The sequence below is a fragment of the Nocardiopsis sp. NRRL B-16309 genome (genome assembly GCF_001279585.1).
Classification (GTDB): Bacteria; Actinomycetota; Actinomycetes; order Streptosporangiales; family Streptosporangiaceae; genus Nocardiopsis.
Genome location: NZ_LGEC01000066.1, coordinates 67,546 through 94,001 on the forward strand (window position 1 = coordinate 67,546; position 26,456 = coordinate 94,001).

General features: G+C 70.6%; 25 protein-coding genes and 1 tRNA gene. 19 read left to right on the forward strand and 7 right to left on the reverse strand.

From position 1 onward, the window contains the following. Window positions 1–65 precede the first annotated feature (65 nt). The 8 genes from ADL05_RS11605 (at window position 66) to ADL05_RS11640 (ending at window position 6,307) form a co-directional block, all read left to right on the forward strand. Window positions 66–548 carry a peroxiredoxin gene (locus tag ADL05_RS11605; RefSeq protein WP_053616920.1) on the forward strand — a complete coding sequence of 161 codons (483 nt, stop codon included), beginning with the start codon at window positions 66–68 and terminating at the stop codon, window positions 546–548. A gap of 190 nt (window positions 549–738) precedes the next feature. Then, window positions 739–1,284: a histidine kinase gene (locus tag ADL05_RS11610; protein WP_369800929.1), complete on the forward strand. Its 546-nt coding sequence runs from the start codon at window positions 739–741 to the stop codon at window positions 1,282–1,284. 140 nt (window positions 1,285–1,424) lie between these two features. Next, window positions 1,425–2,222 (forward strand): DUF4097 family beta strand repeat-containing protein, encoded by a 798-nt coding sequence (locus ADL05_RS11615; RefSeq protein WP_053616921.1) that lies wholly within the window; start codon window positions 1,425–1,427, stop codon window positions 2,220–2,222. A gap of 115 nt (window positions 2,223–2,337) precedes the next feature. Then, window positions 2,338–3,546: a cytochrome P450 gene (locus ADL05_RS11620; RefSeq protein ID WP_053616922.1), complete on the forward strand. Its 1,209-nt coding sequence runs from the start codon at window positions 2,338–2,340 to the stop codon at window positions 3,544–3,546. A 3-nt stretch (window positions 3,547–3,549) separates the two neighbouring features. Continuing rightward, window positions 3,550–3,771 carry a ferredoxin gene (locus tag ADL05_RS11625; RefSeq protein ID WP_053616923.1) on the forward strand — a complete coding sequence of 74 codons (222 nt, stop codon included), beginning with the start codon at window positions 3,550–3,552 and terminating at the stop codon, window positions 3,769–3,771. Then, entirely contained in the window at window positions 3,768–4,730 is a 963-nt protein-coding gene (locus ADL05_RS11630; protein WP_053616924.1) for an ATP-binding cassette domain-containing protein, read from the forward strand. The genes ADL05_RS11625 and ADL05_RS11630 overlap by 4 nt, the downstream gene beginning before the upstream one ends. Then, window positions 4,727–5,515 (forward strand): ABC transporter permease, encoded by a 789-nt coding sequence (locus ADL05_RS11635; protein WP_053616925.1) that lies wholly within the window; start codon window positions 4,727–4,729, stop codon window positions 5,513–5,515. The genes ADL05_RS11630 and ADL05_RS11635 overlap by 4 nt, the downstream gene beginning before the upstream one ends. Window positions 5,516–5,743: 228 nt before the next feature. After that, on the forward strand, window positions 5,744–6,307 hold the full coding sequence (locus tag ADL05_RS11640) for a hypothetical protein (protein ID WP_231640704.1): 564 nt from the start codon (window positions 5,744–5,746) through the stop codon (window positions 6,305–6,307). A gap of 426 nt (window positions 6,308–6,733) precedes the next feature. Here the strand turns inward: ADL05_RS11640 and ADL05_RS11645 are convergent, their stop codons facing one another. Next, window positions 6,734–7,102 (reverse strand): nuclear transport factor 2 family protein, encoded by a 369-nt coding sequence (locus ADL05_RS11645; RefSeq protein WP_053616927.1) that lies wholly within the window; start codon window positions 7,100–7,102, stop codon window positions 6,734–6,736. Between the two features lie 197 nt (window positions 7,103–7,299). Between ADL05_RS11645 and ADL05_RS11650 the strand changes: the two genes are divergently transcribed. Beyond that, a complete protein-coding gene (locus ADL05_RS11650) occupies window positions 7,300–7,860 on the forward strand; it encodes a PadR family transcriptional regulator (RefSeq protein ID WP_053616928.1) in 561 nt (186 codons plus the stop codon). Between the two features lie 103 nt (window positions 7,861–7,963). Next, a complete protein-coding gene (locus ADL05_RS11655; protein ID WP_053616929.1) occupies window positions 7,964–8,824 on the forward strand; it encodes an alpha/beta fold hydrolase in 861 nt (286 codons plus the stop codon). Between the two features lie 60 nt (window positions 8,825–8,884). On the opposite strand, the gene ADL05_RS29625 is transcribed toward ADL05_RS11655, so the two are convergent. Continuing rightward, on the reverse strand, window positions 8,885–9,088 hold the full coding sequence (locus ADL05_RS29625) for a hypothetical protein (protein WP_231640705.1): 204 nt from the start codon (window positions 9,086–9,088) through the stop codon (window positions 8,885–8,887). A 118-nt stretch (window positions 9,089–9,206) separates the two neighbouring features. Between ADL05_RS29625 and ADL05_RS32430 the strand changes: the two genes are divergently transcribed. Next, on the forward strand, window positions 9,207–9,353 hold the full coding sequence (locus ADL05_RS32430) for a hypothetical protein (RefSeq protein WP_369800932.1): 147 nt from the start codon (window positions 9,207–9,209) through the stop codon (window positions 9,351–9,353). Window positions 9,354–9,620: 267 nt separating this feature from the next. On the opposite strand, the gene ADL05_RS11660 is transcribed toward ADL05_RS32430, so the two are convergent. The 4 genes from ADL05_RS11660 to ADL05_RS11675 form a co-directional block, all read right to left on the reverse strand. After that, complete coding sequence (locus ADL05_RS11660) at window positions 9,621–10,490, reverse strand: oxidoreductase (RefSeq protein WP_053616930.1); 870 nt, start codon at window positions 10,488–10,490, stop codon at window positions 9,621–9,623. After that, on the reverse strand, window positions 10,487–12,151 hold the full coding sequence (locus ADL05_RS11665; RefSeq protein WP_082376299.1) for an MDR family MFS transporter: 1,665 nt from the start codon (window positions 12,149–12,151) through the stop codon (window positions 10,487–10,489). The genes ADL05_RS11660 and ADL05_RS11665 overlap by 4 nt, the downstream gene beginning before the upstream one ends. Window positions 12,152–12,259: 108 nt before the next feature. Then, window positions 12,260–12,937, reverse strand: coding sequence for a response regulator transcription factor (locus tag ADL05_RS11670; protein WP_053616931.1), 678 nt, complete (start codon window positions 12,935–12,937; stop codon window positions 12,260–12,262). Continuing rightward, on the reverse strand, window positions 12,934–14,142 hold the full coding sequence (locus tag ADL05_RS11675) for a sensor histidine kinase (protein ID WP_082376301.1): 1,209 nt from the start codon (window positions 14,140–14,142) through the stop codon (window positions 12,934–12,936). The genes ADL05_RS11670 and ADL05_RS11675 overlap by 4 nt, the downstream gene beginning before the upstream one ends. Before the next feature lie 193 nt (window positions 14,143–14,335). Between ADL05_RS11675 and ADL05_RS11680 the strand changes: the two genes are divergently transcribed. From ADL05_RS11680 to ADL05_RS29635, 3 genes are all read left to right on the forward strand, one after another. After that, on the forward strand, window positions 14,336–15,034 hold the full coding sequence (locus ADL05_RS11680) for an ABC transporter ATP-binding protein (protein WP_053616933.1): 699 nt from the start codon (window positions 14,336–14,338) through the stop codon (window positions 15,032–15,034). Beyond that, a complete protein-coding gene (locus ADL05_RS11685) occupies window positions 15,031–16,341 on the forward strand; it encodes an ABC transporter permease (protein WP_053616934.1) in 1,311 nt (436 codons plus the stop codon). The genes ADL05_RS11680 and ADL05_RS11685 overlap by 4 nt, the downstream gene beginning before the upstream one ends. Before the next feature lie 179 nt (window positions 16,342–16,520). Beyond that, a complete protein-coding gene (locus ADL05_RS29635; RefSeq protein WP_197285764.1) occupies window positions 16,521–17,231 on the forward strand; it encodes a recombinase family protein in 711 nt (236 codons plus the stop codon). A 2-nt stretch (window positions 17,232–17,233) separates the two neighbouring features. Here the strand turns inward: ADL05_RS29635 and ADL05_RS11690 are convergent. After that, window positions 17,234–17,321, reverse strand: a tRNA-Leu gene (locus tag ADL05_RS11690). Window positions 17,322–17,466: 145 nt separating this feature from the next. Between ADL05_RS11690 and ADL05_RS11695 the strand changes: the two genes are divergently transcribed. From ADL05_RS11695 to topA, 5 genes are all read left to right on the forward strand, one after another. Continuing rightward, window positions 17,467–18,789, forward strand: a complete 1,323-nt coding sequence (locus ADL05_RS11695) for a M20/M25/M40 family metallo-hydrolase (protein ID WP_053616935.1) — start codon at window positions 17,467–17,469, stop codon at window positions 18,787–18,789. A 278-nt stretch (window positions 18,790–19,067) separates the two neighbouring features. Continuing rightward, complete coding sequence (locus ADL05_RS11700; protein ID WP_369800930.1) at window positions 19,068–20,075, forward strand: hypothetical protein; 1,008 nt, start codon at window positions 19,068–19,070, stop codon at window positions 20,073–20,075. A 155-nt stretch (window positions 20,076–20,230) separates the two neighbouring features. After that, entirely contained in the window at window positions 20,231–20,821 is a 591-nt protein-coding gene (locus tag ADL05_RS11705) for a chaplin family protein (RefSeq protein WP_053616937.1), read from the forward strand. 321 nt (window positions 20,822–21,142) lie between these two features. Further along, window positions 21,143–22,669: a hypothetical protein gene (locus ADL05_RS11710; protein ID WP_053616938.1), complete on the forward strand. Its 1,527-nt coding sequence runs from the start codon at window positions 21,143–21,145 to the stop codon at window positions 22,667–22,669. A 625-nt stretch (window positions 22,670–23,294) separates the two neighbouring features. Next, complete coding sequence (topA, locus tag ADL05_RS11715; protein WP_053616939.1) at window positions 23,295–26,150, forward strand: type I DNA topoisomerase; 2,856 nt, start codon at window positions 23,295–23,297, stop codon at window positions 26,148–26,150. Window positions 26,151–26,456 lie beyond the last annotated feature (306 nt).

Here is a 26,456-nt window from a genome sequence, read left to right on the forward strand (position 1 = left end):
TCGCCCCGGATCCCGTTCGGTAGGCTCGCGGCGACGTTCGTGCGACCACCGAGGACAGGATCGACATGGCACGCGGAACACGCGGTATCGGGGTCGGCGACACGGCCCCCGACTTCACCCTCCCCGCGCAGTCGGGGACACCGGTCCGGCTCCACGACAGGCTGGGCGAGCGGGTGGTCGTCCTGTACTTCTATCCCAAGGACGACACGCCGGGCTGCACCGCCGAGGCGTGCGCCTTCCGCGACAGCCACGAGGTCTTCGCCGAGGCGGGCGCCGAGGTGATCGGGATCAGTTCCGACTCGGTGGACCGGCACGCCGCCTTCGCGGGTCGGCACGGCCTGCCGTTCACCCTGCTCAGCGACGAGGGCGGCGCGGTGCGCAGGCGCTACGGCGTCCCGTCGGTGCTCGGACTGCTTCCTGGCAGGGTCACCTACGTGATCGACCGGCAGGGGACCGTCCGCCACGTCTTCAACTCGATGACCGTCATCGACAAGCACGTGGAGCAGGCCCTGGAGGTCGTCCGGAGCCTGGCGGCCGTGGAGGACTGAGGGCCGGCCGCGCCGCGCCGACGGGACACCCCTCGGCGCGGCCCCGTGCGCCCAGCACCCTTGCTCTGAGTGGTTGTGTCATAACTTTCGGAGACGGTGTCCTGCTGTGCGGGGGTGTGCGGCCAGGATGGTGTCGCACGCGGCGTCAGATGCCTTGACATGACATCACTTCTGACGCCATGATGACGTCATGGATCTGATGCCGTATGTCGACGAACTCCGCCGCCAGTTGCTGGTGGCCGCCGAAGCCGGGGACGAGGACACCCGGGTCATCGCCGAGCGCCTCACGGCGGCTCTCGAACCGGCCGCGCGCCTGACCCTGTTGGACACGCTCTCCGCCGCCGCGGACGAGATCACGCGGGACCTCGCCCCCGGTTCGGTCGAGGTTCGCCTGCGCGGGCGGCAGACTGACTTCATCGTGACGTCACCCGACTTCGACGACGTCAACGAGGGTGGCCATCCGACGTCACCGACGCACCAGGGTGACGTCGCCGAGGGGCAGGGGGCGCTCGCGGCACAGCTCCGGGCCGACGCGGAGGAGGGCGGCACGTCACGGATCACCCTGCGGATGCCCGACCGCCTCAAACCGCTCGTCGAGGAGGCGGCCCGCGCCGAGGGGCTCTCGGTCAACGCCTGGCTGGTGCGCGCCGTCGCGAACTCGCTCGACACCGGCCGCCGCCGGCCCGAGAGCCGACCGCGCCAGGTCGGCCGCGGCTACACCGGCTGGGTCCGCTGACCCGAGGTCCGCGGGCCGGAACCCGCCACTGACCGGAACCGACACCCGCCACCGACCGGCGGCACCCCACCACTCCGACTTCCACCACCACGTCTCCCACCAGCGGAGACGCCCACCAACGCCATCTCTGGGAGACAGCCATGCCAACTTTCGACACCCCCGGACCGATCACCGCCGACCTCACCGTGGTGGCCGGAAACCTCCAGATCACCGCCGGCGACGGCGCCGAGACCACCGTCGAGGTCCGTCCGCGCGCCGAGGACAAGGACGTCGACGTACGGGTCGCCGAGCAGGTCGAGGTCGACTTCGCCGGCGGGCGCCTCGAAGTCCGCGACCCGCAGCCCTCGGGCCTGGGCCGCGTGATCGGCCGCAAGGGCATGGTCGACATCACCGTCGAACTGCCCGCGGGCTCACGCGTCCGCGCCACCGGCGGCTTCGGCGGGATCCGCTGCGAGGGGCGCCTGGGCGCGGCCGAGATCGCCGTCTCCACCGGCAACATCACCGTCGACCTCGTCTCCGGCAACGCCGAGCTCACCACCGGCCACGGCTGGATCCGGGCCGAGGAGATCGGCGGTTCCGCCGTCGTCAAGTCCACCGGCGGAGCCCTCACTCTCGGCACGGTCGAGGGGGACCTGCGGGCGAACTCCGCGCACGGCGACATCACCGCCGACCGCGTCACGGGCTCGGTCACCGCCCGCACCACCCACGGCGGCATCCGGCTCGGCCGGGTGGAGAGCGGCAGCGTCGACGTGGAGACCTCCTACGGCGAAATGGAGATCGGTATCCGCGAGGGCACCGCCGCGTGGCTGGACGCGGTGTCCAAGAAGGGCGTCGTGCGCAGTGCCCTGGAGGCCGCCGCCGACCCCGCGCCCACCGAGCGGACCGTCGAGGTCCGCGCCCGCAGCGTCTGGGGCGACATCCTCGTCCACCGGTCCTGACCGGGCACACCGTCGGCACCCGGCCCGGTCGATGCCGGGTGCCGTCCCGACCCCGCGCGTCACGGCACGGCCTTCGCCTCGTGCCGAACACACCATCCCGAGACGAGGAACGGCCATGAGCGACCCCCTCCACACCCTCACGACGATGCCGACCGAGCGCCGGCCCGGATGCCCCTTCGACCCGCCGCCCGAACTGACCGAGGCCCGCCGGAACAGCCCCCTCAACCGCCTCACGTTCGCGAACGGCCGGCCCGGCTGGGTGGTCACCGGGTACGACCTGGTCAGAGCGGTCCTGGCCGACCCCCGGTTCAGCTCCCGCAAGGAGCTCATGCGGCACCACCCGACCATCGACTACGGCGACATCGAGGTCCCTCCGGCACCCCCCGGAGAGTTCCTCCTCATGGACGAGCCGCAGCACGGCCGCTACCGGAAGCCGCTGGCGGGCAAGTTCACCGTGCGGCGGATGCGGCAGCTCGCCGAGCGCGTCGAGCGGATCACCGCCGACCGGCTGGACGCCATGGAGGAGGCCGGGCCGCCCACGGACCTGGTGACCGCGTTCGCCAGGCCCGTCCCCGCCATCGTGATCTGCGAACTGCTCGGGGTGCCGTACGAGGACCGGGGCTCCTTCCAGGACCGGATCGCCGTGTTCCTCGGCGGGGAGGCCAGCGACGAGGTCCTGATCGAGGCCTACACCGGGGTCCAGACCTACCTCGCGGAGCTGGTGGCCGCCAAGCGCGCCGACCCCACGGACGACATCCTGAGCGACCTCACGGGCGGCGATCTCACCGACGAGGGGCTGAGGGGCATGGCCCTGATCCTCCTGACGGCCGGGTTCGACACCACCGCGAACATGCTGGCGCTGGGCACCTTCGCGCTGCTGGAGAGCCCGGCGCAACTCGCCGCCCTGCGCGCCGCCCCCGGGCTCGTCGACGGCGCCGTGGAGGAACTGCTGCGGTACCTGAGCGTCGGCGCGAAGTTCTACAGAACGGCGTTGGAGGACGTCGAGCTGGGCGGCGTGACCATCGAGGCCGGCGCGCCGGTCATTCTGTCGATCAGCACGGCGAACCGCGACTTCGAGCGCTTCCCCGATCCCCACGCGCTCGACCTCCGGCGGAGCGACGGCGGACACCTGGCCTTCGGCCACGGTATCCACCAGTGCCTGGGCCAGCAGCTGGCCCGGGTCGAGCTGCGGGTCGCGTTCCCCGCGCTGTTCGACCGCTTCCCCACCCTGCGCCTGGCCGTGCCCGCCGACGAGGTCGACCTGCGCCCGGAGACCGCCGACATCCACGGAGTGAAGAGCCTCCCCGTCACCTGGGACGTGTGACCGATGCGGATCGGTGTGGACCGGTCGCGCTGTATCGGCGCCGGAATGTGCGCGCTGACCGCCCCGGAGGTGTTCGACCAGGACACCGCGGACGGCAGGGTCCTGACGTTGGACGCGGCACCGGCCGGTGCCGCCGCCGAGGCGGCCCGCCGCGCCGTCGGGCTCTGCCCGTCCGGCGCGCTCTCCGAAGTGCCGCCCACCAGAGAGAATCGAGACAGAACATGACACAGCCCACGCCCCCCATGGCCGTCACGGTCACCGGGCTGCGCAAGTCCTACGGCGACCACGTCGTCCTGGACGGCGTCGACCTGGAGATCCCCGCCGGAACGGTCTTCTCGCTGCTGGGACCCAACGGCGCCGGCAAGACCACCATCGTCAAGGTCCTGTCCACCCTCATCGGTGCCGACGGCGGCCGGGCCCGGGTCCTGGGACACGACGTGGCCACCGAGCCCGACGCGGTGCGCGCCGCGATCGGCGTCACCGGCCAGTACTCCGCGGTGGACGGCCTGCTCACCGGGCGGGAGAACCTGATGCTCATGGCCAGGCTGAACCGCCTGGGCCGGGCCCGCGGGCGGAGCCGCGCCACCGAGCTCCTGGAGCGCTTCGACCTGGCCGACGCCGCGAGGAAGCCCGCCGCCACCTACTCCGGAGGTATGCGCCGCCGGCTCGACCTGGCGATGACGCTGGTGGGCGAGCCGCGCCTGATCTTCCTCGACGAACCGACCACCGGACTGGACCCGCGCAGCCGCCGGGACATGTGGCAGATCGTCCGCGACCTCGTCGCGGACGGCGTCACGGTCTTCCTCACCACGCAGTACCTGGAGGAGGCCGACCAGCTCGCCGACCGGATCGCGGTGCTCGACCACGGCACGATCGTGGCCGAGGGCACCGCCGCCGAGCTCAAGCGCCGGATCCCCGGCGGCCACGTGCGCCTGCGCTTCAACGCGGCCGACGAAATGGAGTCGGCGGCCCGGGCGCTGGGCGGCGAGGCCGACGCCGACGCGCTGGCGCTCCGGGTCCCCGGGGGAGGGGTCGCGTCGCTGCGCGACCTCCTGGACCGCCTCGACTCCGCGTCGATCACCCCCGAGGAGCTGTCGGTGGAGACGCCGGCCCTCGACGACGTCTTCCTCGCGCTCACGGGTCACCGCGGCGCCGACGACAACCGACAGAAGGTGAACCGATGACCGCCCTCACCCACGCCCTGGGAGACTCGGGCACGATGGTGGCCCGCCAGCTGCGCCACCTGGTGCGCTACCCGTCCATGACCGTGCTCCTGGCCGGGATGCCGATCCTCTTCCTGCTGCTGTTCGTGTACGTGTTCGGCGGGGCCATGGGCGGCGGAGCCGACGGCACCGGCAACCGCGCCGCCTACCTCGACTACGTCGCGCCCGGGGTGATGCTCATCGCGGTGGCGAGCGCGTCCCAGGGAACGGCCATCTCGGTGGCCATGGACATGACCGAGGGCATCGTCGCCCGGTTCCGCACCATGGACATCGCCCGGGTGTCGGTCCTGACCGGGCACGTCGTCGGCAGCCTGGTCCAGTCGATGCTGAGCGTGACCCTGGTGACCGCCGTGGCTCTGCTCATCGGCTTCCGGCCGACCGCGGGCCCGGCGGAGTGGCTGGGTGCCGCCGGACTGCTGGTGATGGTCTCGTTCGCCCTCACCTGGCTGACGGTGGCGCTGGGCCTGGTCGCCAAGACCGTCGAGTCCGCGAGCAACCTGCCCATGCCGCTGGTCTTCCTGCCCTTCCTGGGCAGCGGCTTCGTCCCGACCGAGACGCTGCCGACCGCGCTGCGGTGGTTCGCGGAGTACCAGCCGTTCACGCCCATCATCGAGACCCTGCGCGGGCTGCTCATGGGCACGGCGATCGGCGACAGCGGCGTGGTCGCGGTCGCCTGGTGCGCGGCCATCTCCCTGCTGTCCTACCTGTGGGCGAGGAAGCTCTACAACCGCGACCCGGCCGCCTGAGGACCCGGGGCGCACACGGTCGCTGACCGCGGCGGTCGGCTGGGCACGGACGGCCGTGCCGCCCGTGAACGCAAAAGGCCCGATCCGGTGCGACCTCACTGAGTCGCCTGGATCGGGCCTTCCGCGTCCCCCGAGGGGGTGATTCTGTGTCCGAGGGGGGACTTCGACCATTCCCCCACACGGACCGAGTCCCCTGGTCCTGAGCACCGACCTGTTCCTGGACGGGCGGTGACCTGCGATGGACTCTTCCCGCCGGTCCCGCTGGACGACCATCGCAGCCGTACTGATGTGGGCCGTCATCGCGGTCGTGGTGAGCTCGCCGACCCCACGATGTGGTCGAGGATCATCCACGCCTGGCCGTCCTTCGCGCTGATCGGCGCGTACGAGCTGCTCATGCGCGAGCTCCGCACCGCCGCGAAGAGCGTACGCACTGCTAACGCATCGCGTACGCCTTCCGGGAACGAGAAGGGTCCCCTGTTCGAGGAATCCGGATCGTCTTCGGCCGGACAGCAGGAGAGGCGGCATCTGCGTGTCGTGAAGGCAGAGGGGGCTGCCGAGGCGGAGCCGATCGAGGAGGACAGGACGTTCGAGGATCGGGTTCCGCCCAAGGTGCAGCGGGACGCCTGGGCTTGGGCCGTGGAAAACCGGCAACAGGATGGTTCGCTGCCGACCGGTGAGCAGATCGCGGCGCGCTTCCACCGAAAGGAACGCTGGGGACGGCTGATCAAGCAGTGGGGACAGCAGGGGCGCCTCGACCAGCCACCTGTGTTGGCCTCTGCCGTGTCGAGGTAGCCACGGATTCGCAGTGACCTGTGCCGATGAGTATTCACCCAGGTCGGAGGGTTCCATTGAGGGATCTTCACGGCGGTTGGGAGCCGTTGGGAGACGTTCGCGTCTCCCAACGGCTCCCAGTCCGGGAAGGTCCCTCGGTCACCAGGAAAGGGTGATCGGGATGGAGTCCTCCCGTTGGTCACGACGGGTCACCATCGTGGGGTACAGCCGAGTACGCATCCTGTGTAGGGATTGATGACGTAGTCGATCGAGGGGATCCTCGATCTCTGGATCAGTGTCCTGGCTTCGATCTCGACGGGCTTGGCGCCCTTGTGGGGTGACTCCCAAGGCTTGTGGAACTGGACTCCACACCCGTCCCCGCTGTTTGGTCGATGATGACGCAGGGCCGCCGTCACACGGTTTGCGTCCCTTCGGGAACGGTCTCGATCAGGAGACGGCCGCGATGGCCCCGGCCCCGTTGAGGGTGAGCTGGTCGAACACGATCCGGTGCTCGACGATCTTGCCGTCGGCGACCCGGAACCACTCGCCCACCGGGGAGTAGGGCACCGGGGCTGTGGTGGCGTCGTAGTACATCAGCGCGGTGTCCTCGTCACCGAACGCCGAGACCAGCCGCGCCTCGACCAGGATTCCCAGGAACCCGGCGAGGAAGGGGCGGTAGGCGTCGGCGTCCTTGGGCCCCTCCGGGGTCTGGCTGGCCAAGTCGCCTGCGAAGTACTCCAGTGCCTCGTCGAGGTTCTTGTTCGACCAGGCCTTGTAGTAGGCGAGTGCGACGTCCAGCGCGGGGCTGTTGCTCATGGTGATCGTCCTCCTGTGGTGAAAGGGATGGGGCGGGCATGCCTCCGACCGTGATCCGTGCACGGCCGTCGTGCGTTTCATGTGGTCATGCGGATGGCCGGTCATCGGGTGCCCCGACGCCCTGTACCTCGAATCAAGGTACATCGAAGCGTAGCACCTCGAAACGAGGTATTCTGCTCACATGCGACGATGGGGATGTGTTGGAACTCGCGATCCTGGGAAACCTCGCCGAGGGCCCGCTGCACGGCTACGAGCTGCGCCGCCGGGTCGAACGGCTGACCGGTTACAGTCGACCGGTCAGCGACGGCAGCCTCTACCCGGCGATCAATCGACTGGTCAAGCGCGGTTCGCTGACCCGGCGCACCGAACCGGGCGCGGCGGCCGCCCGGAAGAACGTGCTGACCCTGACCGACGCCGGGCGTGCGGAGCTGTTGCAGCGTCTGCGCGAGCCCTCCCAACACGAGATCACCGACTTCACCCGGTTCCTCACGATCCTGGCGTTCCTGTCCCTGCTCCCGGACACCGAGGAGCAGCACGCTGTGCTGCGTCGGCGGCTGGAGTTCCTGGAGGCGCCCGCGAGCTTCTTCTACGAAGGAGACCGTCCGATGCGGGTGAGCGAGATCTCCGACCCCTACCGTCGCGGCATGCTGCTCACCGCCCGTGCCGTCACCCGAGCCGAATGCGCCTGGATCCACGAGATCCTGGACGCTCAGGACACCGGCACGCCCCGGTGGACGGCGGAAGAACAGCAGGTCTGACGCCCCTGTCCCGCGTGTCCATGGCCCGGTCAGCGGGCCCCGTCGGCCCTGGAACCGGTGCCCCCGCGGGTCACGCGGGAACATCACGTGAGGAAGGACGCCGATGCCGCGACGCACACAGGTGGCACTGAACTTCGTGGAGCGGGGCGAGGGGACACCGATGCTGGCGTTGCACGGGTGGTGCCCCGACCACCGCCTGATGCTCGGCTGTCTGGAGCCGGTGTTCGCCCACCGCCCCGGCTACCGGCGCCTGTACCCGGACCTGCCCGGCATGGGCACGTCTGCGGCACCACAGGACATCGCCGGTTCCGACGACATGCTCGCCGCCGTACAGGACTTCGTGGACGACCACATCGGCAGTGAGCCGTTCCTGCTCGTCGGCGAGTCCTACGGCGGCTACCTCGCCCGCGGTCTCGCACGGGCCCGCCGCGATCAGGTACTCGGCCTCGCCCTGATCTGCCCCATCGGCACGGACGTGGAACCGGACGAACGCGACCTGCCCACACTGCGGGTCCTGCGCCCCGACCCCGAGCTGCTCGCCACCATGGACCACAGGACCGCGGAACTGTTCGCCGAGATCGCCGTCGTCCAGACACCGCAGACCCTGAGGCGGACTCGCGAGGAGGTCATCCCCGGTCTGGAGGTGGCCGACACCGAAGCTCTGGCACGCATCCGGCGGAACTGGACGCTCACCCGGGATCCCGAGGACGGTGAGCCCTTCACACGCCCGACGTTGATCTTGGCCGGACGGCAGGACAACAGCGTCGGCTACCTCGACCAGTTCGCCCTGCTACCGCACTACCCGCGAGCGACCTACGCGGTCCTGGACACGGCCGGCCACAACCTGCAGATCGAGCAGCCGAACGTGTTCGACGCGCTCATGAGCGAATGGATCGATCGGACCGCCGCTGAGCCCCGCGCCCGGCCGACCCAGGACCTTCAGGGACACCGAACGTCACGCTGAACATGGTCAGACGCGAGCGGTGTTCCCTGTCAAGGTAAGAGCGGGGGACAGTGGCGACGGTCAGTCTGAGGCCGGGTGGCGCCGGACGGTGAGGATCTGCTGGGCGTGTCCGACGGGGCCGGTGGCGTCGTGCAGGACGGTGCTGGTGATGCCCTGGCCGGTGGGGCCGAAGAACCACCGTGGTGTCCAGGCCGTCGTGCGGCGCGGACACCGGTCGGCGAGCGAGTGCACGTTCAGGGAGGCGATGTACCCGCCTGGCCACACGTACTGGGGGGAATGAGCCGACGCGTGGCGCGGCGAGTTCCTCGGCCCTGACGGCCGCACGTCCGCCGACACCCACCTCGGCACCGGTTTCCTCGCCACCGGCGACCTGCTTCCGGTTCTGGCCGACACCGGGCACGCCGATGTCGCCTACGACCTGCTCCTCCAGCGAAGCGCCCCCTCGTGGCTGTACATGCTTGACCACGGAGCGGCGGCCGTCTGGGAGGACTGGCCGGGTGTGGACGCTGCACGATCCCCTGGCGCATGAGGTCGACCAGGTTGGTGCCGCCGCCGAGGAACTTCGCGCCCGTTCGGCCGCGACCGCCCGGACGGCGGTCGCGACGTCGGACGGAGCACATGGGCGAATGACCTCATCGTGCCGCCTCCGCCGGAGCCCGGGCCCGGGTCGCACTGGAGCCCGTCGTGAGCCACCTCCAACAGCACAGCGGTCATGGTGTCCTCCGTCGATGGGGTGAGCAACAGCGGCGCGAGGCGGTCCTCGCCGCCGCGCGAGAGCTCGGGGCCGAGAATGCCGTTATGTGCTCACGGCGAAGTCGGTGCCGGTCAGTTCCGCGGACAGCTCCCACAGGCGCTTGGCCGCCACCGGGTCGCTCGCGGCCGACGTCCGCCCTGCCAGCGTCGGGCCGCCGCGCATGCCGGAGATCCCGTCCGGCCCGGCAAAACTGCCACCGGGCAGGTCCTGGGTCGCCACCAGGAGCGTCGGCTGGGCGCCGGCCTCCGTGGTCTGCGCGATGACCTTGAAGAGCACCTCGTTGAGCCGGGCACTCGGGCCGGACCTGGGGCCGAGGTTCGACATCGCGAGGCCAGGGTGCGCGGCGAACGCACGCACTGTTGACCCGACTTCACTGAGCCGCCGCTGCAACTCGAGTGTGAAGAGCAGGTTCGCCAGTTTGGACTGACCGTAGGCCCGACGCGGGTTGTAGCCGCCGTCGAGGTTCAGGTTGTCGAAGTTCATCCCCCGGACCCACCGGTGCGCGGCCGCCGAGACCGTCACGACCCGGTCGGTGATGTGCGGCAGCAGCAGGTTGGTCAGTGCGAAGTGGCCCAGGTGGTTCGTGCCGAACTGCGTCTCGAACCCGTCCTTGGTGCGTCCCTCCGGCGTCATCATCACGCCCGCGTTGTTGATCAGCAGGTCCAGGCCGCCCTCCCAGGACGCGGCGAACTCCCGCACCGAGGTCAGGTCGGCGAGATCGAGACGACGGACCTCATGGCTGCCCGGGACCGTCGTCGCGGCCTCCTCGCCCTTGTCGAGGTTGCGTACGGCGAGCACGACGTGCGCGCCCGCCCGGGCCAGGGTCTGGGCCGTCGGGAGGCCGATGCCGCTGTTGGCACCGGTGACCACCGCGGTGCGGCCCGTCAGGTCAGGGATCTGGAGTGCGCTCATGATCGCAGGGTTCCTTTGCTGGTCGTGGTGTCGGTGGGCGTGGTGCCCGGTTCCGCCGGGATGGTCTCCTCGACCGGTTCGAGCGATGCGCGCAGAGGTACCTCCCTGATGAACACGGCTAGGACGAGCCCGATGGCGAGCATCGGGATGAGCAAGGCGAACACCGGGGTGAGCGCGTCGTTGTACGCGCCGACGACGACCTCGCGCAGGGCGTCCGGCATGCCGTTGACCAGCTCGGGCGTGAACGAGTTGGCGTCACCCGTCTGGCCGCCCGCGGGCAGCCGCTCGGCGAGCAGGTCGGTCAGGCGGGAGGTGAACAGGGCACCGACGACCGCTGCGCCGAGTGAGGCTCCGATCTCGCGGAAGAAGTTGTTCGCGCCGGTGGCGGTGCCGACCTGGCGGTCGGGAAAGGAGTTCTGGACGACCAGGACGAGGATCTGCATGGCCAGACCCACGCCCGAGCCGACGACGAAGAGGTAGGCGAGCGGTACCCAGAGCGGCGTGGCCGGCGTGAGGGTGGACAGCAGCCACAGGCCGACACCGAGAACGATCATGCTGGCGATCGGCATCCACTTGTACCGGCCGGTCCTGGCGGCGAGCTGCCCGGTGGTGAGGGCGGTCGCCATCAGGCCGAGGATCATCGGGATCATGAGCAGCCCCGAGACCGTCGCGTCGACCCCGGCGACCATCTGCAGGTAGGTCGGCAGGTAGGCGATCGTGCCGAACATCGCGACGCCGACGAACAGTCCCGCCGAGGTCGCCAGGACGAAGTTGCGGTTGCGGAACACCGAGAGCGGAATGATCGGCTCGGCGGCCCTGTGCTCGGCCAGGACGAAGGCGGCACTGAAGACCACCGCCAGGACGATCAGTGCGTTGATCGTGGGCGATCCCCACTCGTGCTCGGTGCCGCCCCACGACGCGACCAGGATGATCGAGGTGACCGCGATCGCCATCGTGATCGTGCCCCACACGTCGAACCGGACCTTCGTGTGGTGCCTGGGCAGGCGCAGGAACACCGCGGCCAACGCGATGGCGGCGAGACCCAGGGGGATGTTGATCCAGAACGCCCACCGCCAGCCGATGCTCTCGGTGAACCATCCGCCCAGCAGCGGTCCGGCGACGCTGGAGACGCCGAACACGGCGCCCATCACGCCCATGTACTTCGAGCGCTCCCGGACCGGGACGACGTCGGCGATGATCGCCTGGGACAGGATCATCAGCCCGCCGCCGCCGATGCCCTGAACCGCGCGGGCGACGATCAGCCAGGTCATGTCCTGGGCCAGGCCGCCGATCACGGATCCGACGAGAAAGACGGTCAGCGCACCGATGAACAGGCCCTTGCGGCCCAACAGGTCACCGAGCTTGCCGTAGATCGGCATCATGATCGTGGCGGCGACGAGGTAGGCCGTGGTGACCCACAGCATGTGGTTCACCCCGTGCAGTTCGCCCACGATCGTCGGCAGCGCGGTGGAGAAGATGGTCTGGTCCAGCGAGGACAGCAGCATCGAGACGAGCAGGCCCGCGGACACCAGCAGGACGCGGCGTCGGGCCGTCGACCGCCCTGCCGTCGACCGCCCTGCCGTCGGCCGTTCGGGATCGGTGGTCTGGGCCGCGTTCGGGATACCGCCCGCGGTCGCGGGCTCGGGGTGGGACGAGGTCATGTCCCAACTCTGGCCGCCGGCCCTGGTGCGCCACGTCCACCAGGCGCGGCATCTTCAGTACAGCGATCGCGGTACGCGCGCGGCTGTACGCAGGCCCCCGGACGGTCCTCAGGCCCCGCCCGGGGCCAGCATCCCGCTCTCGTAGGCGAGGATCACCAGCTGTGCCCGGTCGTGGGCATAGAGCTTGGCCATGATGCGGTTGACGTGGGTCTTGGCGGTGTGCGGCGAGATCACCAGCTCGTCGGCGATCTCCTGGTTCGATCGACCGCGAGCGACCAGGAGCAATACCTCCCGTTCCCGGTCGGTCAGGTGCGCCAGTGTCGGTGGCACAGCCACCCCGGCACCGGGCGAGGTGGGGTCGGACAGCACGTACTTGGTGATCAGGGAGCGTGTGGCGGAGGGTGAGAGCAGGGCGTCACCCGCGTGTACGGCCCGCACGGCTCTGGTGATCTCGTCGGGTTCGGCGCCCTTGCCGATGAAACCACTCGCCCCCGCCCGCAGTGCCGCGATGAGGTACTCGTCCTCTTCGAAGGTGGTCAGGATGAGCACCCGGGTGTTCTCCAGCGACGGCACCGCGCAGATGGCCTTCGTGGCCTCGATCCCGTCGAGTTCGGGCATCCGGATGTCCATCAGCACGATGTCCGGCTGGAGCGAGGTCGCCAGGGTGACCGCGTCGCGCCCGTTCACTGCCTCCCCCACCACGGAGAGGTCCGCCTCGTTGTCCAGGATCTCCCGCACCGCCCGGCGGATGAGGACCTGGTCGTCGACGATCAGCACGGTGGTCATCTTCTGTTCTCCTTCGCCAGGGGCAGTGTCGCGGCGACACGGTAGCCGCCGGGCATCTGCCCGGTCTCCACCGTGCCGCGGACCGATGCGACGCGCTCCCGCAGGCCGGTCAGTCCATGCCCGCCCAGCGGCTCCACGGCCGGCGGGTCCTGCGGAGCGGGCAGGACCGGATTGGTCACCACGATGCGTACATGCTGGTCCTGGACCTCGATCAGGACATGGGACCGGTGCTCGGCTCCGTGCTTGTGCGCGTTGGTCAGGGCTTCCTGGATCACCCGGTAGGCGACCAGGTCGACCGCGCCGGTGACACGGCCGAGATCGCCTTCCAGGCGCACGTGGACCGAGAGGCCCGCTTCGCCGAAGCGCCGCACGAGCTCATCCAGCCGCGACAGGCCGGGCTGGGGGGTGACACCCGCCGCGGACTCGTCGCCGTCGGCGCGCAGCACGGCCATCAGGTCACCGATCTCTCCCAGCACCGTGCGGGCGGCGGTCCGAATCGAGCCCAGGGCTTCCTTGGACTTCTCGGGCCGGGTGTCCATGGCCGACGTGGCCACCCCGGCGTTGAGGCTGATCACGGAGATCTGGTGCGCGACGGCGTCGTGCAGGTCGCGTGCGATCCGCAGCCGCTCCTCGGTGACGCGTCTCTTCGCCTCGGCGTCCCGGCTCTGTTCCGCCCGCACGGCACGCTCGGTCATGGCCCGAATGAACTCCCTCCGGGACCGGGAGGCGTCTCCGGCGGCCGTGGCGAAGGCGATCGTCGCGGCGAACTGGAGGTTGCGCGGGTCCAGAAGGCCGCCGAGCCCCGACACAGGGCTCAGGAGCACGGTCGTCAGGACCGCGAACGCCGCCGCGATCACGGTGGTGCGCCGCGTCGACCGGTGGGCGACGCCGAACATGGCGATGGACGTCGCGAAGACGACACCGGGCGCGAAGGTTCCGGACAGGGCCGCGAGGCCGTACAACGCGAGGCACACCAGGAGGACCGGGATCGGCCACCGCCGTCGTAGCGGGAGCACCAGGGCGGGAGCGAGGACCGCGGCGATCGCGAGGACGCCCTCGGGCGGGTCGTCCCCGGGGAAGGGTACGAACACCGGGACCGCGACAAGTGCCGCGGCGATCAGGTCCTTGACCCACGGCGGCACTCGCGAACGACCGCTCGCGGCGCCGGTCGAGGGGTCGGCCGCCGTCTCCACGGGCCATCTCATGAGCTCATTGTGTCAGGCAGCGGTGCGGGCGGGCGTCCCCCGAACGCAGCATGCGCGCGTACCGCGATCGCGGTACGCGACCGCGGTACGAAGTGTCCGCGTCGGGGTGACGTCCCGGAACGGAGCGGTCGCGACGATAAGGGCATCCGGGCCATCCCCCGGACAGAAGCAAGCCCAGTACCGAGGAGCCCGCATGGACACCCCGATCATCTCGGCCAGGAACGTACGCAAGTCGTACGGTCGCGGCCCCAACCGCTTCGATGCGCTGAAGGGCGTCGACTTCGACATCCACGAAGGCGAGAGCGTCGCTATCCTCGGCAAGAGCGGGTCGGGCAAATCGACCCTGATGCACGTCCTGGCCCTGCTCGACGCTCCCACCAGCGGCTCGGTCGAACTCCAGGGAGTCGACACGCACACCCTCAAGGGCCGTCGACTGAACCGGACCCGCAACCGGACCTTCGGGTTCGTGTTCCAGCAGTTCTTCCTCACCGCGAACTCCTCGGTACTGGAGAACGTGATCCTGCCGATGAAGATCGCCGGCGTGGGCCGCCGGGAGCGCAAACGGCGCGGTCTGGCGGCGCTCGAACAGCTCGAGCTGGCGGACAAGGCCAGGAACAAGGCGGTCGACCTCTCCGGCGGACAGAAGCAGCGGTCGGTGATCGCCCGCGCCCTGGTGAACAACCCGCGTATCATCTTCGCCGACGAGCCCACCGGGAACCTCGACACCACCACCGGTGGTGTGGTCGAGGACATCCTGTTCGGACTGAACCGGGAGAACGGCATCACCCTCATCGTGGTCACCCACGACGAGGAGCTGGCCGCGCGGTGCGACCGCCGCATCGTCATCCGCGACGGAATGCTGGTCGAGGACTCCAAGCTGGTGACGGCGTGAACGTCCTCGACCTGATCGGATCCGCGGTCTCCAACACGTTCCGCTCCAAGACCCGCACTGTCCTCACCGTCCTCGCGATCTTCGTCGGCGCGTTCACACTCACCCTCACCAACGGTCTGGGCACCGGCATCAACGCCTACGTCGACGACACGGTCACCTCGATCGGCGCGTCCGACGTCATGACCGTCACCACGGCCAGTGAGGACTCGGACCCGATGGGCGGGACCGACTCCGAACCGACCGAGTACGACCCGGACACCGTGGCCAGCGCAGTGGGCGGCGTCCCCGGACAGACGGTGGTCGCCCTCACCCCTGAGGACCTCGGCACCCTGGCCGACGTCGAGGGCGTCCTGGACGTGCAGGCCACCAAGCCGATCTCGCCCGACTACATCCAGCACGGTGACGGTACGCAGTACGTGGTCGGCGTCGGCAGCCTGGTGACCGGGCAGACCATCCAGCTCGCCGCGGGATCCGAACCCGACGACACCTCCGACGAGCTCCAGCTCGTGCTCCCCGTCACCTACGTCGAACCGCTCGGTTTCGCGGACGACACCGCGGCGGTCGGGGAGACCGTCTCCATCTCGATCACCGACGCCGAGCGCACGCAACACACGATCGACGCGGAGATCGTCGGTGTGGCCGAGGAGGGCCTCGCCTCACCCACCGGCGCGAGCATCGTGCCGAACGAGGCACTCACCAGCGAGCTGTTCTCGACGCAGAACATCGGTGTGCCCACCGACGAGCAGGAGCGCTACGCCCAGGCGAGCATCTGGTTCAGCCCTGACGCCACCGACCAAGACGTCACCGACCTCAAGGCCGCACTCGCCGACGCCGGATACACCGGCACCACCGTGGACGATCAGCTCGGCGCCATCACGACGGTCATCGACGCCATCGTGCTGGTCCTGAACGCCTTCGCGGTCATCGCTCTGCTGGCCGCGAGCTTCGGCATCGTGAACACCCTCTACATGTCGGTGCAGGAACGCACCCGCGAGATCGGTCTGATGAAGGCCATGGGCACGGGGAGCGGCAAGGTGTTCGGCCTGTTCAGCCTCGAAGCGGTCTTCATCGGCTTCCTCGGCAGCGCCATCGGCGCGGGCCTGGCGATGCTCGTCGGCACCGCGATCAGCTCCAACCTGTCCGGAGCGCTGCTCTCCGACCTGCCGGGCCTCACCCTCATCGCCTTCGACCCGGCATCGATCGCCGTCATCGTCCTGATCGTGATGGCCATCGCGTTCCTCGCCGGGACGCTCCCCGCCGCCCGCGCCGCCCGCGCCGACCCGGTCACCTCGCTGCGCTACGAGTAGGACGCACGCGGCATGACTGCCGGCCGACCTGGGCCGGCCTCCATCACACCCGGAACGGGACGGTCTCTCCTTCCATGGTGCGGTGGCGTTATAGACCACGGGTTGCTTCGTCTTGCGCGCAAGGCACACATCGGTGGAGGGGGTGGCATGGCGGCGCGAGAGGAAGCACGGCCGGACGAGTGGCGGCGGTGATCGCCGACTGCGGTGTGATCGTGGCGGAGTTCTTCGACGCTGGGTGTTCGCGTCAGGTGATGTGGGATCAGCGTCCTGAGGCGGCGGCGTTGCTGGTGGCGGCGACCAGCAGCGAGCGGTCCTTCGACGCGATCGTGGTGGGCGATGCATCGGGCGCTGATCGGGAGCGCAACCCGCACCGCTCGGGACAGGCGTGGACGGTGCAGACCCTGGCCGCGATCCTGAGCAACCCCCGTTGCACCGGTCGCCAGGTCTGGCAACGGCACCCGGCCAGCCACTCCGCCCGCGCCTCTGGCTCGGGCAATTCTCCAGCGGAGGAGCAGGGACAGGAGTGGGCGGTCTCGAAAAAGGCCGCGCATCCGGAGTTGGTCAGTGAGAGGGACTTCGTCGCGGTCCAGGCGGTGCGTGCGGGCCGCCTGACCAAGGACGGGCGGGTTCGCGAGTACCTGTGTGCCGGGCTGCTGCTCTGCCGGATGTGCGGTCGGCGGATGGATGCGCACTGGGTCAATGACCGGCCGGGGTACCGGTGTCGCCGCGGCGGAGGGCGCCGTCGCGATGTGTCGCGCCCAACGCACCACGGCCGTGCTCGACGCCGTCGAGGCGCAGCTGACCGCCCTCATGCGAGCCGTGACCGAAGGCCGGTGAAGGCCGTTCGGCCACAAAAAAACCCCTGCAATGAGCAGGGGTTTCTCTGGTGATCTGGTGTCCGAGGGGGGACTTGAACCCCCATGCCCTATACGGGCACTAGCACCTCAAGCTAGCGCGTCTACCTATTCCGCCACCCGGACAGGGTGTGTTCGGCACTCCTCCGCGCCGGACAGGACAACCATAGCAAAAGCCGGGACCTGTCCGAACCATGTTTTCCGGCGGGGGGTGGCCATGGCAGGGTCGGAGGGACAGGTAGGGCACGGCGCGGTGGGACGGGAGCGGCAGATGCCGGACACGGACAGCGGACTGAGCGCGGCGGAGGTCGAGGTCGTCGACCTGTGCAGGGAGCTCATCGAGATCGACACCTCCAACTACGGCGACCACTCCGGGCCGGGGGAGCGCAAGGCGGCGGAGTACGTCGCGGGCAGGCTCGACGAGGTGGGTGTCGAGTCGACCATCTACGAGAAGCACCCCGGGCGCAGCAACGTGGTGGCGCGGATCGCGGGCGAGGACTCCAGCCGCCCGCCCCTGCTGATCCACGGCCACCTGGACGTCGTCCCGGCGGCGCCCGAGGACTGGACCCACCACCCCTTCGCGGGCGAGGTGACCGACGGGTGCGTGTGGGGCCGCGGCGCCATCGACATGAAGAACATGAACGCCATGGTCCTGGCCATGCTGCGCCAGCGCCTGCGCGAAGGGCGCCGCCCCCCGCGCGACATCGTGCTGGCCTTCCTCGCCGACGAGGAGGCCGGCGGTACCTGGGGCGCCCAGTACCTGGTGGACGAGCACCCCGAACTCTTCGCCGACTGCGACTCCGCGATCAGCGAGGTCGGCGGCTTCTCCTTCACGGTCGAGGAGAACCGGCGCCTCTACCTGGTGGAGACCGCGGAGAAGGGCATCGCCTGGATGAAGCTGACCGCGCGCGGCACCGCCGGGCACGGGTCGATGGTCAACACCGACAACGCGGTCACCGAACTGGCGGCGGCCGTGGCCAGGCTCGGCGAGCACGAGTTCCCCGTCCAGCTCACGCCGACCGTGCGGACCTTCCTGGAGGAGGTCTGCGAGGCGTTCGGGATCGAGTTCGACGAGCGCGACGTGGACGCCACGGTCGCCAGGCTCGGTCCGATCGCGCGGATGATCGGCGCCACGCTGCGCAACACCCTCAACCCCACGGTGCTCGGCGGCGGATACAAGGCCAACGTCATTCCGGGCGAGGCCACCGCCCAGGTGGACGGCCGCTTCCTGCCCGGGTCCGAGGACGAGTACTTCGCCGTGATCGACCGGCTGCTCGGCCCCAAGGTCGACCGCGAGTTCATCCACCACCTGCCCGCGGTGGAGACCCCCTTCGAGGGCGGCCTGGTCAGCGCGATGTCGGAGTCCCTGCTGGCCGAGGACCCCGGCGCCAAGGCGGTGCCGTACTGCCTGTCGGGCGGGACGGACGCCAAGAGCTTCTCCCGGCTGGGCGTGCGCAACTACGGCTTCGCCCCGCTCAAGCTTCCCCCGGAGCTGGACTTCGCCGGCATGTTCCACGGCGTCGACGAGCGCGTTCCCGTGGACGGCCTCCAGTTCGGCGTGCGCGTGCTGGACCGGTTCGTCGGCCTGAGCTGATTCCGGGCGGCCCGCGCCGACGGGCGCGGGCCGCCGCGCGACCGGAATGCGGCACCTCTGACGGAAAGTCCTCGGCACGTTTCCCGATCACGTGCATGTTCACCCAGCGTGATGCTACGGTTGCTTTCAGTTCGACGATGTCGTGGTTCCGCGCTCGCGTCAGTGTGCGCCCGAATCCGGCTCAGGCGGACGATCCCGGTGCGCGACCGCCCGGGACCGCGTAGCAGGAACGAGACGAGGGGGCATGCATGGTGCTCACGGGCCGGGGGTGGCTGGTTGTGACCAGTCGCGCTGCCTGTGGTGACCGTGTCGTCCTCGCCCGTCTGCTCCTCCTGTCCGGTCTCGTGGTCGTCGCCTGGCTGGCCGGAGGGTTCGGTGCCGCCCACGGCGGGACCGGCTCCGACTCGAACGGCCTCGTCGACAGCGTCCTGCAGTCGGGAGAAACCGCCGAGCGCACCGGCCAGACGGCCGCGGACCGCGTCCGCGCCGCCCGGCTCACCGACACCACGGCCGAGGCCGCCTCGGTGACCGACACGCTGACCGGCGACGTCGTGCCCCAGGCCGCGTCGCTGCCCTCCACCGCCCTGCACGGGTCCGGCGTCACGTCGGCACTCGGGCAGACCGCCACCGGTACCGCCGCGAACCGGGTCGTCGACGACGCGACCCGGACGGTCGACGAGACCGCGCGCGGGGCGGGGGACCTGGTCGGGGGCGTCACCCGCACCGGCCACGAGGTCGCCGGCGCCGCTGACGGCTCCCTGCACGACACCGGTCTGGTCACCGGCGTGGCCGACGGCCTCGCCGAGTCCGCCCGGGGCGTCGGCGAGGGGATCGACGGCGCCACCAGGACCGCGAACACCGTGGTCTCCGGCGACCTGCCGGAACCCGGCTCCGAGTCCGGGGCCGACACCGAGGCCGCGCGTCCCGCCGAGCGGAACGTCCCGCGCGCCGAGGTCGAGAAGGTGACCAGGACCGCCGCGGCGGCCGGTGCCGCCGCACTCGCCGCCCACGACACCGCGGCCGAGCAGTCCGCGGAGCGGGCGGCGAACGAGGCCGAGGACCTCGGCGAGCGCATCCGCCTCATCGGCGGCGGAGGCACGCACCACCACGGGCACACGGACGCGACGGGCACCGCCGCGCCGACCTTCCCGCAGCCGGCCACCGCCGGATTCCTCATGGCCCGCACGGCGCACCTCGCGCCGCAGGCCCAGCGGGTCGCCCTCCCCGGCGACCCCACCCTGGTGGTCCGCGACGCCGCGGACGACCCCACCTTCTCCCCCGACTAGTCGCGCTCCCGACCGCGGCCGGTCCCTTCGCGCTTCCACGCGCAGTCGCCATGCCGGATTCCGGCTGGCACCGTTCTCCACAGCCTTCGGCTCGGAGTCGCCGCCGCGGTCACCGTGAGTAGCCATCTGATCTCTCGTTGACCCAAGGACATGCCATGACGCACGCGACACAGGCCAGGATCACCGCCCTCGTGGCAGCGGGCCTCCTCACCATCACCGGGGCCGCAGCGGCCCACGCCGACACCACCACCAGCGGAAACGGATCGATCGGCGGCGGCAACCAGGTCGACGTCGACGCCGACGCGCCGGTCAACGCCTGCGGCAACGCCGTCGCGGTCCTCGGTGTCGCCGGGGCCGGGTGCGCCGACGACGAGGCCACCGTCGAGGAGGCGTCCTCCACCGACGGCCACAACGGCTACGACGGCTACACGCCGCCGGAGGAGCCCTCCGAATCGCCCTCGGAGAGCCCGTCGGAGAGCCCCTCCGAGGGACCGTCCGAGGGCCCGTCCGAGAGCCCGTCGGAAAGCCCCTCCGAGGGACCGTCCGAGGGCCCGTCGGAAGGTCCGTCCGAGAGCCCCTCCGAAGGCCCGTCCGAGGGCCCGTCGGAAGGCCCGTCCGAGAGCTCGCCGGAGCTTCCCCGCACCGGCACCTCCGGCCTGACCTCCTGGATCGCGGCCGCGGCCGCCGCCGTCCTGGTCGGAGTCGGGCTCGTCCTCTTCGGCTTCCGCCGCCGCACACGCTCCTGATCGGCTTCCCGGGCCGTCCGCGGTCCGGGGGTTGACGCGAGTCCCGCAGCATCGGCCGAGGCCATGTCCGCGGGGTTCACGTCAGCCGCCGCCCAACCAGAGCGGAGCTGACCGACGGGACGCACGCGTCCGCCCGCAACCAGCGGGCTCGACGGAGAGGCGTTCACCAGCCCGGCGCACACGCACCGTCCAGGTGCGCGGACGACCGGATGATCCCCGGCCTTGGCCGTAGGCCCGTGCCCCATCCAGGGGCGTGGAACGGCTTGTGGCCCACGCACAGCAGCTTTCTCATCAACTCGTTCTCTCGAAAGGACTTCCCACATGGGTAAGTGGGCTAGGACCTCCGCCAGGTCCATGCTTCTGGCAGCGGGCTTCGTCGCGCTGGGCAGCGGCGTGGCCTTCGCGGACAGCGACGTCGCCACCTCCGGCAACGGCTCCGTCCTCGGCGGCAACCAGGTCGTCGCCGACGCCGACGTGCCGATCAACGTCTGCGGCAACTCCGTCGCCGCCCTGATCGGCATGTCCGGCGCCCAGTGCACCGGCTCCAACGCGGCCGTGATCGACCGCGGCGGCAACGACATCCACACCTCGGGCAACGGCTCGATCCTGGGCGGCAACCAGATCGTCGGCCACGCCGACGTGCCGGTCAACGTCACGGGCAACGCGGTCGGCGCCCTGGGCGGCGTGGCGGGTGCCGCCTCCACCGACTCCGACGCGCTCGTCGTGCACGACCACGGCCGCAGCGGGGACCCGGACGTCGCGACGACCGGCAACGGCTCCCTGGGCGGCGGGAACCAGCTCGTCGGCGACGCCGACGTGCCGGTCAACATCTCCGGCAACGCGATCGGCGCCGTGGGCGGCGTGGCCGGCGCGGCCGCCACCGACTCCGACGCGATCGTCGCCGAGCGCCACTCCCGTGGCGGCGACCCCGACATCGCGACCTCCGGCAACGGTTCGGTCCTGGGCGGCAACCAGGGCGTCCTGGACCTGGACGTCCCGGTCAACGTCGCGGGCAACGCGGTCGGCGCCGTGGGCGGGATGGCCGGCGCGGCCGCCACCGACTCCGACGCGATCGTCACGGACCGCTCCACCGGCAACGGCGGCCACAACGGTGGCCACAACGGCGGTGACAACGGCGGTGACAACGGCTACCGCGCCCACCAGTCCGGTGCCACCGACCTGGCCCCGGCCGACCTGGTCGGCGAGGTCGTCAGCAGCGTCCAGCCGCTGCCCGACACCTCCGGCGTCGACATGGGCGTGGCCCGCCAGTCCGCGCCCGCCGAGCGCCAGCACCAGTCCTGGGGCGACCCGGACGTCGCGACCTCCGGCAACGGCTCGGTCCTGGGCGGCAACCAGGCCGTCGCCGACCTGGACGTCCCGGTCAACGTCACCGGCAACGCGGTCGGCGCCGTGGGCGGCGTGGCCGGCGCGGCCACCACCGACTCCGACGCGATCATCATGGAGGACGACAAGGACGTCGCGACCTCCGGCAACGGCTCCCTGGGCGGCGGCAACCAGCTCGTCGCCGACGCGGACGTGCCGGTCAACGTCGCGGGCAACGCGGTCGGCGCGGTCGGCGGCATCGCCGGCGCCAGCTCCACCGACAGCGACGCGGTCGTCGTGCACGACCGCGCGCCCGTCGAGCACCAGTCCGGCGCTCTGGACGCGGCTCCCGTCGTGAACGAGCTGCCCGAGGTGCCCGTCTCGGAGATGGTGCCCGTCGACTACACCCTGAGCGAGACCACCTCCCAGGCCGTGGAGGAGCACGCCCCGGAGCACGCCGACGAGCTGCCCGAGGCACCGAACCCCGTGGACGAGGTCCTCAGCCTCACGGGCGTCGGCCTCTAGGGGCCGAGGGGCACGGCCGCGGACGGCCGGCCGAGACCGACGGGTACAGGCGTCCCGTTCCGTTTGGAACGCGGTGGACTGCGGGTCGCCGACCACCTGGAGGAAACGGTCAGGGTGTCCGTGAACGGGTCCCGCACCGGCACCTCGGTGCCGCGGACACGGGTGAGGTGAGTCGCCTTCGCGCTTCCGTTCCGTTTGGAACGCGGTGGACTGCGGAAGCGTGGGGGTGACGACCACCAGCTCAGGACGAGAGTCGAGTCCTCCCGGGAATAACCGGGAGGACTCGCCGCATTCTGGGAGGCATGGACACCCGGCCCGGGAAGTGTGACACAACTCACCATCACGATGTGTTCCAGGTGCTCGTCGGAGCCCTCGGCCCACGAGGGGAGACTGTTGCCACGGACGGACACGTGCGATACGGGACGGTAGCGGTTCGCCGAGCGCCTATTCTGCGGATGCCGGTGGAAACGAGCCCCGGCCGACCGCGGGGAGGACCTCTCACACGCGGAGCGGCCACGCGGGCCCATCGACGGGGGAGTGCCTGGAATTCGGTTACTGTCGGTTCCCACGGGACCGACTGACCACGGCCGAAGAGATCACGTAAGGCTAGACGTAGGGGAAGAGCGTGCCACCCACGAAGGGCAGCGCCGGCAAGAACGGCTCGAACGACAGCGGACGCCAAGGGGCGGGCAACGCCCTCGTCATCGTCGAGTCGCCCGCCAAGGCGAAGACCATCGCCGGATACCTGGGCCGCGGCTACGTCGTGGAGTCCAGCATCGGCCACATCCGCGACATGCCCGCCAAGGCCGCCGAGATCCCCGCCAAGTACAAGGGTCAGCCCTGGGCGCGGCTCGGTGTGGACGTCGATGGGGACTTCGAACCCCTCTACGTCGTCAACCCCGACAAGAAGTCGCACGTCAAGAAGCTCAAGGAGCTCATGGCGGACGCCGACGAACTCCTCCTCGCCACAGATGAGGACCGCGAGGGCGAGGCGATCGCCTGGCACCTGCTCGAAGAGCTCAAGCCCAAGATCCCCGTCAAGCGCATGGTGTTCAACGAGATCACCAAGGACGCCATCCAGCGCGCCGCCCGCAACACGCGCGACCTCAACACCCGCCTGGTCAGCGCGCAGGAGACCCGCCGCATCCTGGACCGCCTCTACGGCTACGAGGTCTCCCCGGTGCTGTGGAAGAAGGTCATGCCGAAGCTGTCGGCGGGCCGCGTGCAGTCCGTGGCCACCCGTCTGGTGGTCGAGCGCGAGCGCGAGCGGATGGCCTTCACCTCCGCGGAGTACTGGGACCTCAAGGCCGTCTTCGACGCCACCGAGGCCGGTGTGCAGGAGGGTCCGGCGACCTTCCCGGCCACCCTCGTCTCCGTGGACGGAAAGCGCATCGCCGTGGGCCGGGACTTCACCCCCCAGGGCACACTGCGCTCGGACCGCGACGTCCGCCAGCTGGACGAGGCCGCCGCCCGCGGCCTGGCCGAGCGCCTGGCCGGAGCCGGGTTCTCGGTGCGCTCGGTCGAGCGCAAGCCCTACCGCCGCTCGCCCTACGCGCCGTTCCGCACCACGACCCTGCAGCAGGAGGCCTCGCGCAAGCTGGGCCTGTCCGCGAAGCAGGCCATGCAGGTCGCCCAGCGCCTGTACGAGAACGGGTACATCACCTACATGCGTACCGACAGCACCACGCTGTCGGACAGCGCGGTCAACGCCGCGCGCAACCAGGTCCGGCGCCTGTACGGCGGCGACTACCTGCCCGCCAAGCCCCGGGTGTACGCCAGCAAGGTGAAGAACGCCCAGGAGGCGCACGAGGCGATCCGCCCGGCGGGCGAGGAGTTCCGCACGCCCGCCGAGACCGGGCTGTCCGGACCCGAGTTCCGGCTCTACGACCTCATCTGGAAGCGCACCGTCGCCTCCCAGATGAAGGACGCGGTCGGTGAGTCCGTCACGGTGCGCATCGAGGGCGCGTCCTCGGGCGGCGAGGTCGCCGAGTTCAGCGCGACCGGCAAGATCATCACCTTCCACGGGTTCCTCAAGGCCTACGTGGAGGGCTCCGACGACCCCGCGGCCGACCTGGACGACCGCGAGCGGCGGCTGCCCCCGATGTCCGAGGCCGACCCGCTCAAGGCGCAGGCACTGGAGGCCGAGGGCCACAGCACCCGGCCGCCGGCGCGCTACACCGAGGCGAGCCTGGTCAAGGAGCTGGAGGAGCGGGAGATCGGCCGCCCCTCCACCTACGCGGCGATCATCGGCACCATCCAGGACCGCGGCTACGTGTTCAAGAAGGGCACGGCGCTCGTGCCGTCCTTCCTGGCCTTCGCCGTCGTGCAGCTGCTGGAGCGCCACTTCGGCAACCTGGTGGACTACGCGTTCACCGCCCGCCTGGAGGACGTGCTCGACGACATCGCCCGCGGCGAGGCCGAGAGCCTGCCCTGGCTGCGCCGGTTCTACTTCGGCGGCGAGGACGCGCAGGGCGGGCACGAGACCGGTCTCAAGGAACTGGTGGGCGACCACCTGTCGGAGATCGACCCCAAGGAGGTCAGCTCCCTGCCGCTGCCCGGGACCGACATCGTGCTGCGGGTGGGGCGCTACGGCCCCTACCTGGACCGCGACGGCGTCCGGGTCAACGTGCCGGAGGACCTGGCCCCGGACGAGCTGACCCAGGAGAAGGCCGAGGAGCTGTTCGCGCAGCCCAGCGGTGACCGCGAACTCGGCGTCGACCCCGAGACGGGCCGCACGATCGTGGCCAAGTCCGGTCGCTTCGGCCCCTACGTCACCGAGGTCATCGAGGACCCGGCGGAGGCGGAGGGCGAGGCCAAGCCCAAGAGCCGGGCCAAGGCCAAGGAGAAGCCGCGGACGAGCTCCCTGCTCAAGTCGATGTCCCTGGACACCGTCACGCTGGAGGACGCGCTGCGGCTGCTGTCCCTGCCCAGGGTCGTGGGCCAGCTGGACGGCGAGGACGTCACGGCGCAGAACGGCCGGTACGGGCCCTACCTGAAGAAGGGCACGGACAGCCGCTCCCTGGAGACCGAGGAGCAGATGTTCACGGTCACCCTGGAGGAGGCGCAGGCGATCTTCGCCCAGCCCAAGCAGCGCGGACGCCGCGCGGCGGCCCCGCCCCTGCGCGAGCTGGGCAAGGACCCCGAGTCCGGTGCCACGATGGTGATCAAGGACGGCCGGTTCGGCCCCTACGTCACCGACGGGGAGGTCAACGCGTCGCTGCGCAAGGGTGACGAGGTCGACGCGATCACCGACGCCCGGGCGGCGGAGCTGCTGGCCGAGCGCCGGGCCAAGGCCCCGGCGAAGAAGAAGGCCCCGGCCAAGAAGGCGCCCGCCAAGAAGCCCGCGGCGAAGAAGACGACGGCCGCGAAGAAGACCACGACCACCACGGCGAAGAAGACGACGACGCGCAAGTCCACGGCCGCGGGCAAGACCGGGGTGCCCCGGACGACCGCGAAGAAGCCGGCGGACGCGGAGGAGTAGGGGGCGCTCGGGCGCCTTGAGAACGGGAACCTTCGGCCCTTGCGGTGCGCTTCCTCGTTCCTCGGAAGCGCACCTCCAGGACCTCCAGAACCCCGTCGGCGCCCTCGCCGTGCCTTCTTGGGCCTCCGCTCGTTCCCACACCGTCGCCCGCCACCACCCTCAACGGACGCCTTCGGCGCGGTTCCTCCTGCTTTGGCCCGAGGTTCGGGGCGCTTCACGCCGGGGCCTTCGTCGTCGCTACTGCCTGGCTCGCAAGCTCGCTGGCGGCAGAGACTCCTCCTGCAGGCACCGGCGCGCCCCTCACCC

Coding starts and splice junctions, on each gene's coding strand:
- ADL05_RS11605 (WP_053616920.1), top strand. CDS start 66: ATGGCACGCGGAACACGCGGTATCGGGGTCGGCGACACGGCCCCCGAC.
- ADL05_RS11610 (WP_369800929.1), top strand. CDS start 739: ATGGATCTGATGCCGTATGTCGACGAACTCCGCCGCCAGTTGCTGGTG.
- ADL05_RS11615 (WP_053616921.1), top strand. CDS start 1,425: ATGCCAACTTTCGACACCCCCGGACCGATCACCGCCGACCTCACCGTG.
- ADL05_RS11620 (WP_053616922.1), top strand. CDS start 2,338: ATGAGCGACCCCCTCCACACCCTCACGACGATGCCGACCGAGCGCCGG.
- ADL05_RS11625 (WP_053616923.1), top strand. CDS start 3,550: ATGCGGATCGGTGTGGACCGGTCGCGCTGTATCGGCGCCGGAATGTGC.
- ADL05_RS11630 (WP_053616924.1), top strand. CDS start 3,768: ATGACACAGCCCACGCCCCCCATGGCCGTCACGGTCACCGGGCTGCGC.
- ADL05_RS11635 (WP_053616925.1), top strand. CDS start 4,727: ATGACCGCCCTCACCCACGCCCTGGGAGACTCGGGCACGATGGTGGCC.
- ADL05_RS11645 (WP_053616927.1), bottom strand. CDS start 7,102: ATGAGCAACAGCCCCGCGCTGGACGTCGCACTCGCCTACTACAAGGCC.
- ADL05_RS11655 (WP_053616929.1), top strand. CDS start 7,964: ATGCCGCGACGCACACAGGTGGCACTGAACTTCGTGGAGCGGGGCGAG.
- ADL05_RS11660 (WP_053616930.1), bottom strand. CDS start 10,490: ATGAGCGCACTCCAGATCCCTGACCTGACGGGCCGCACCGCGGTGGTC.
- ADL05_RS11665 (WP_082376299.1), bottom strand. CDS start 12,151: ATGACCTCGTCCCACCCCGAGCCCGCGACCGCGGGCGGTATCCCGAAC.
- ADL05_RS11670 (WP_053616931.1), bottom strand. CDS start 12,937: ATGACCACCGTGCTGATCGTCGACGACCAGGTCCTCATCCGCCGGGCG.
- ADL05_RS11675 (WP_082376301.1), bottom strand. CDS start 14,142: ATGAGATGGCCCGTGGAGACGGCGGCCGACCCCTCGACCGGCGCCGCG.
- ADL05_RS11680 (WP_053616933.1), top strand. CDS start 14,336: ATGGACACCCCGATCATCTCGGCCAGGAACGTACGCAAGTCGTACGGT.
- ADL05_RS11695 (WP_053616935.1), top strand. CDS start 17,467: ATGCCGGACACGGACAGCGGACTGAGCGCGGCGGAGGTCGAGGTCGTC.
- ADL05_RS11705 (WP_053616937.1), top strand. CDS start 20,231: ATGACGCACGCGACACAGGCCAGGATCACCGCCCTCGTGGCAGCGGGC.
- ADL05_RS11710 (WP_053616938.1), top strand. CDS start 21,143: ATGGGTAAGTGGGCTAGGACCTCCGCCAGGTCCATGCTTCTGGCAGCG.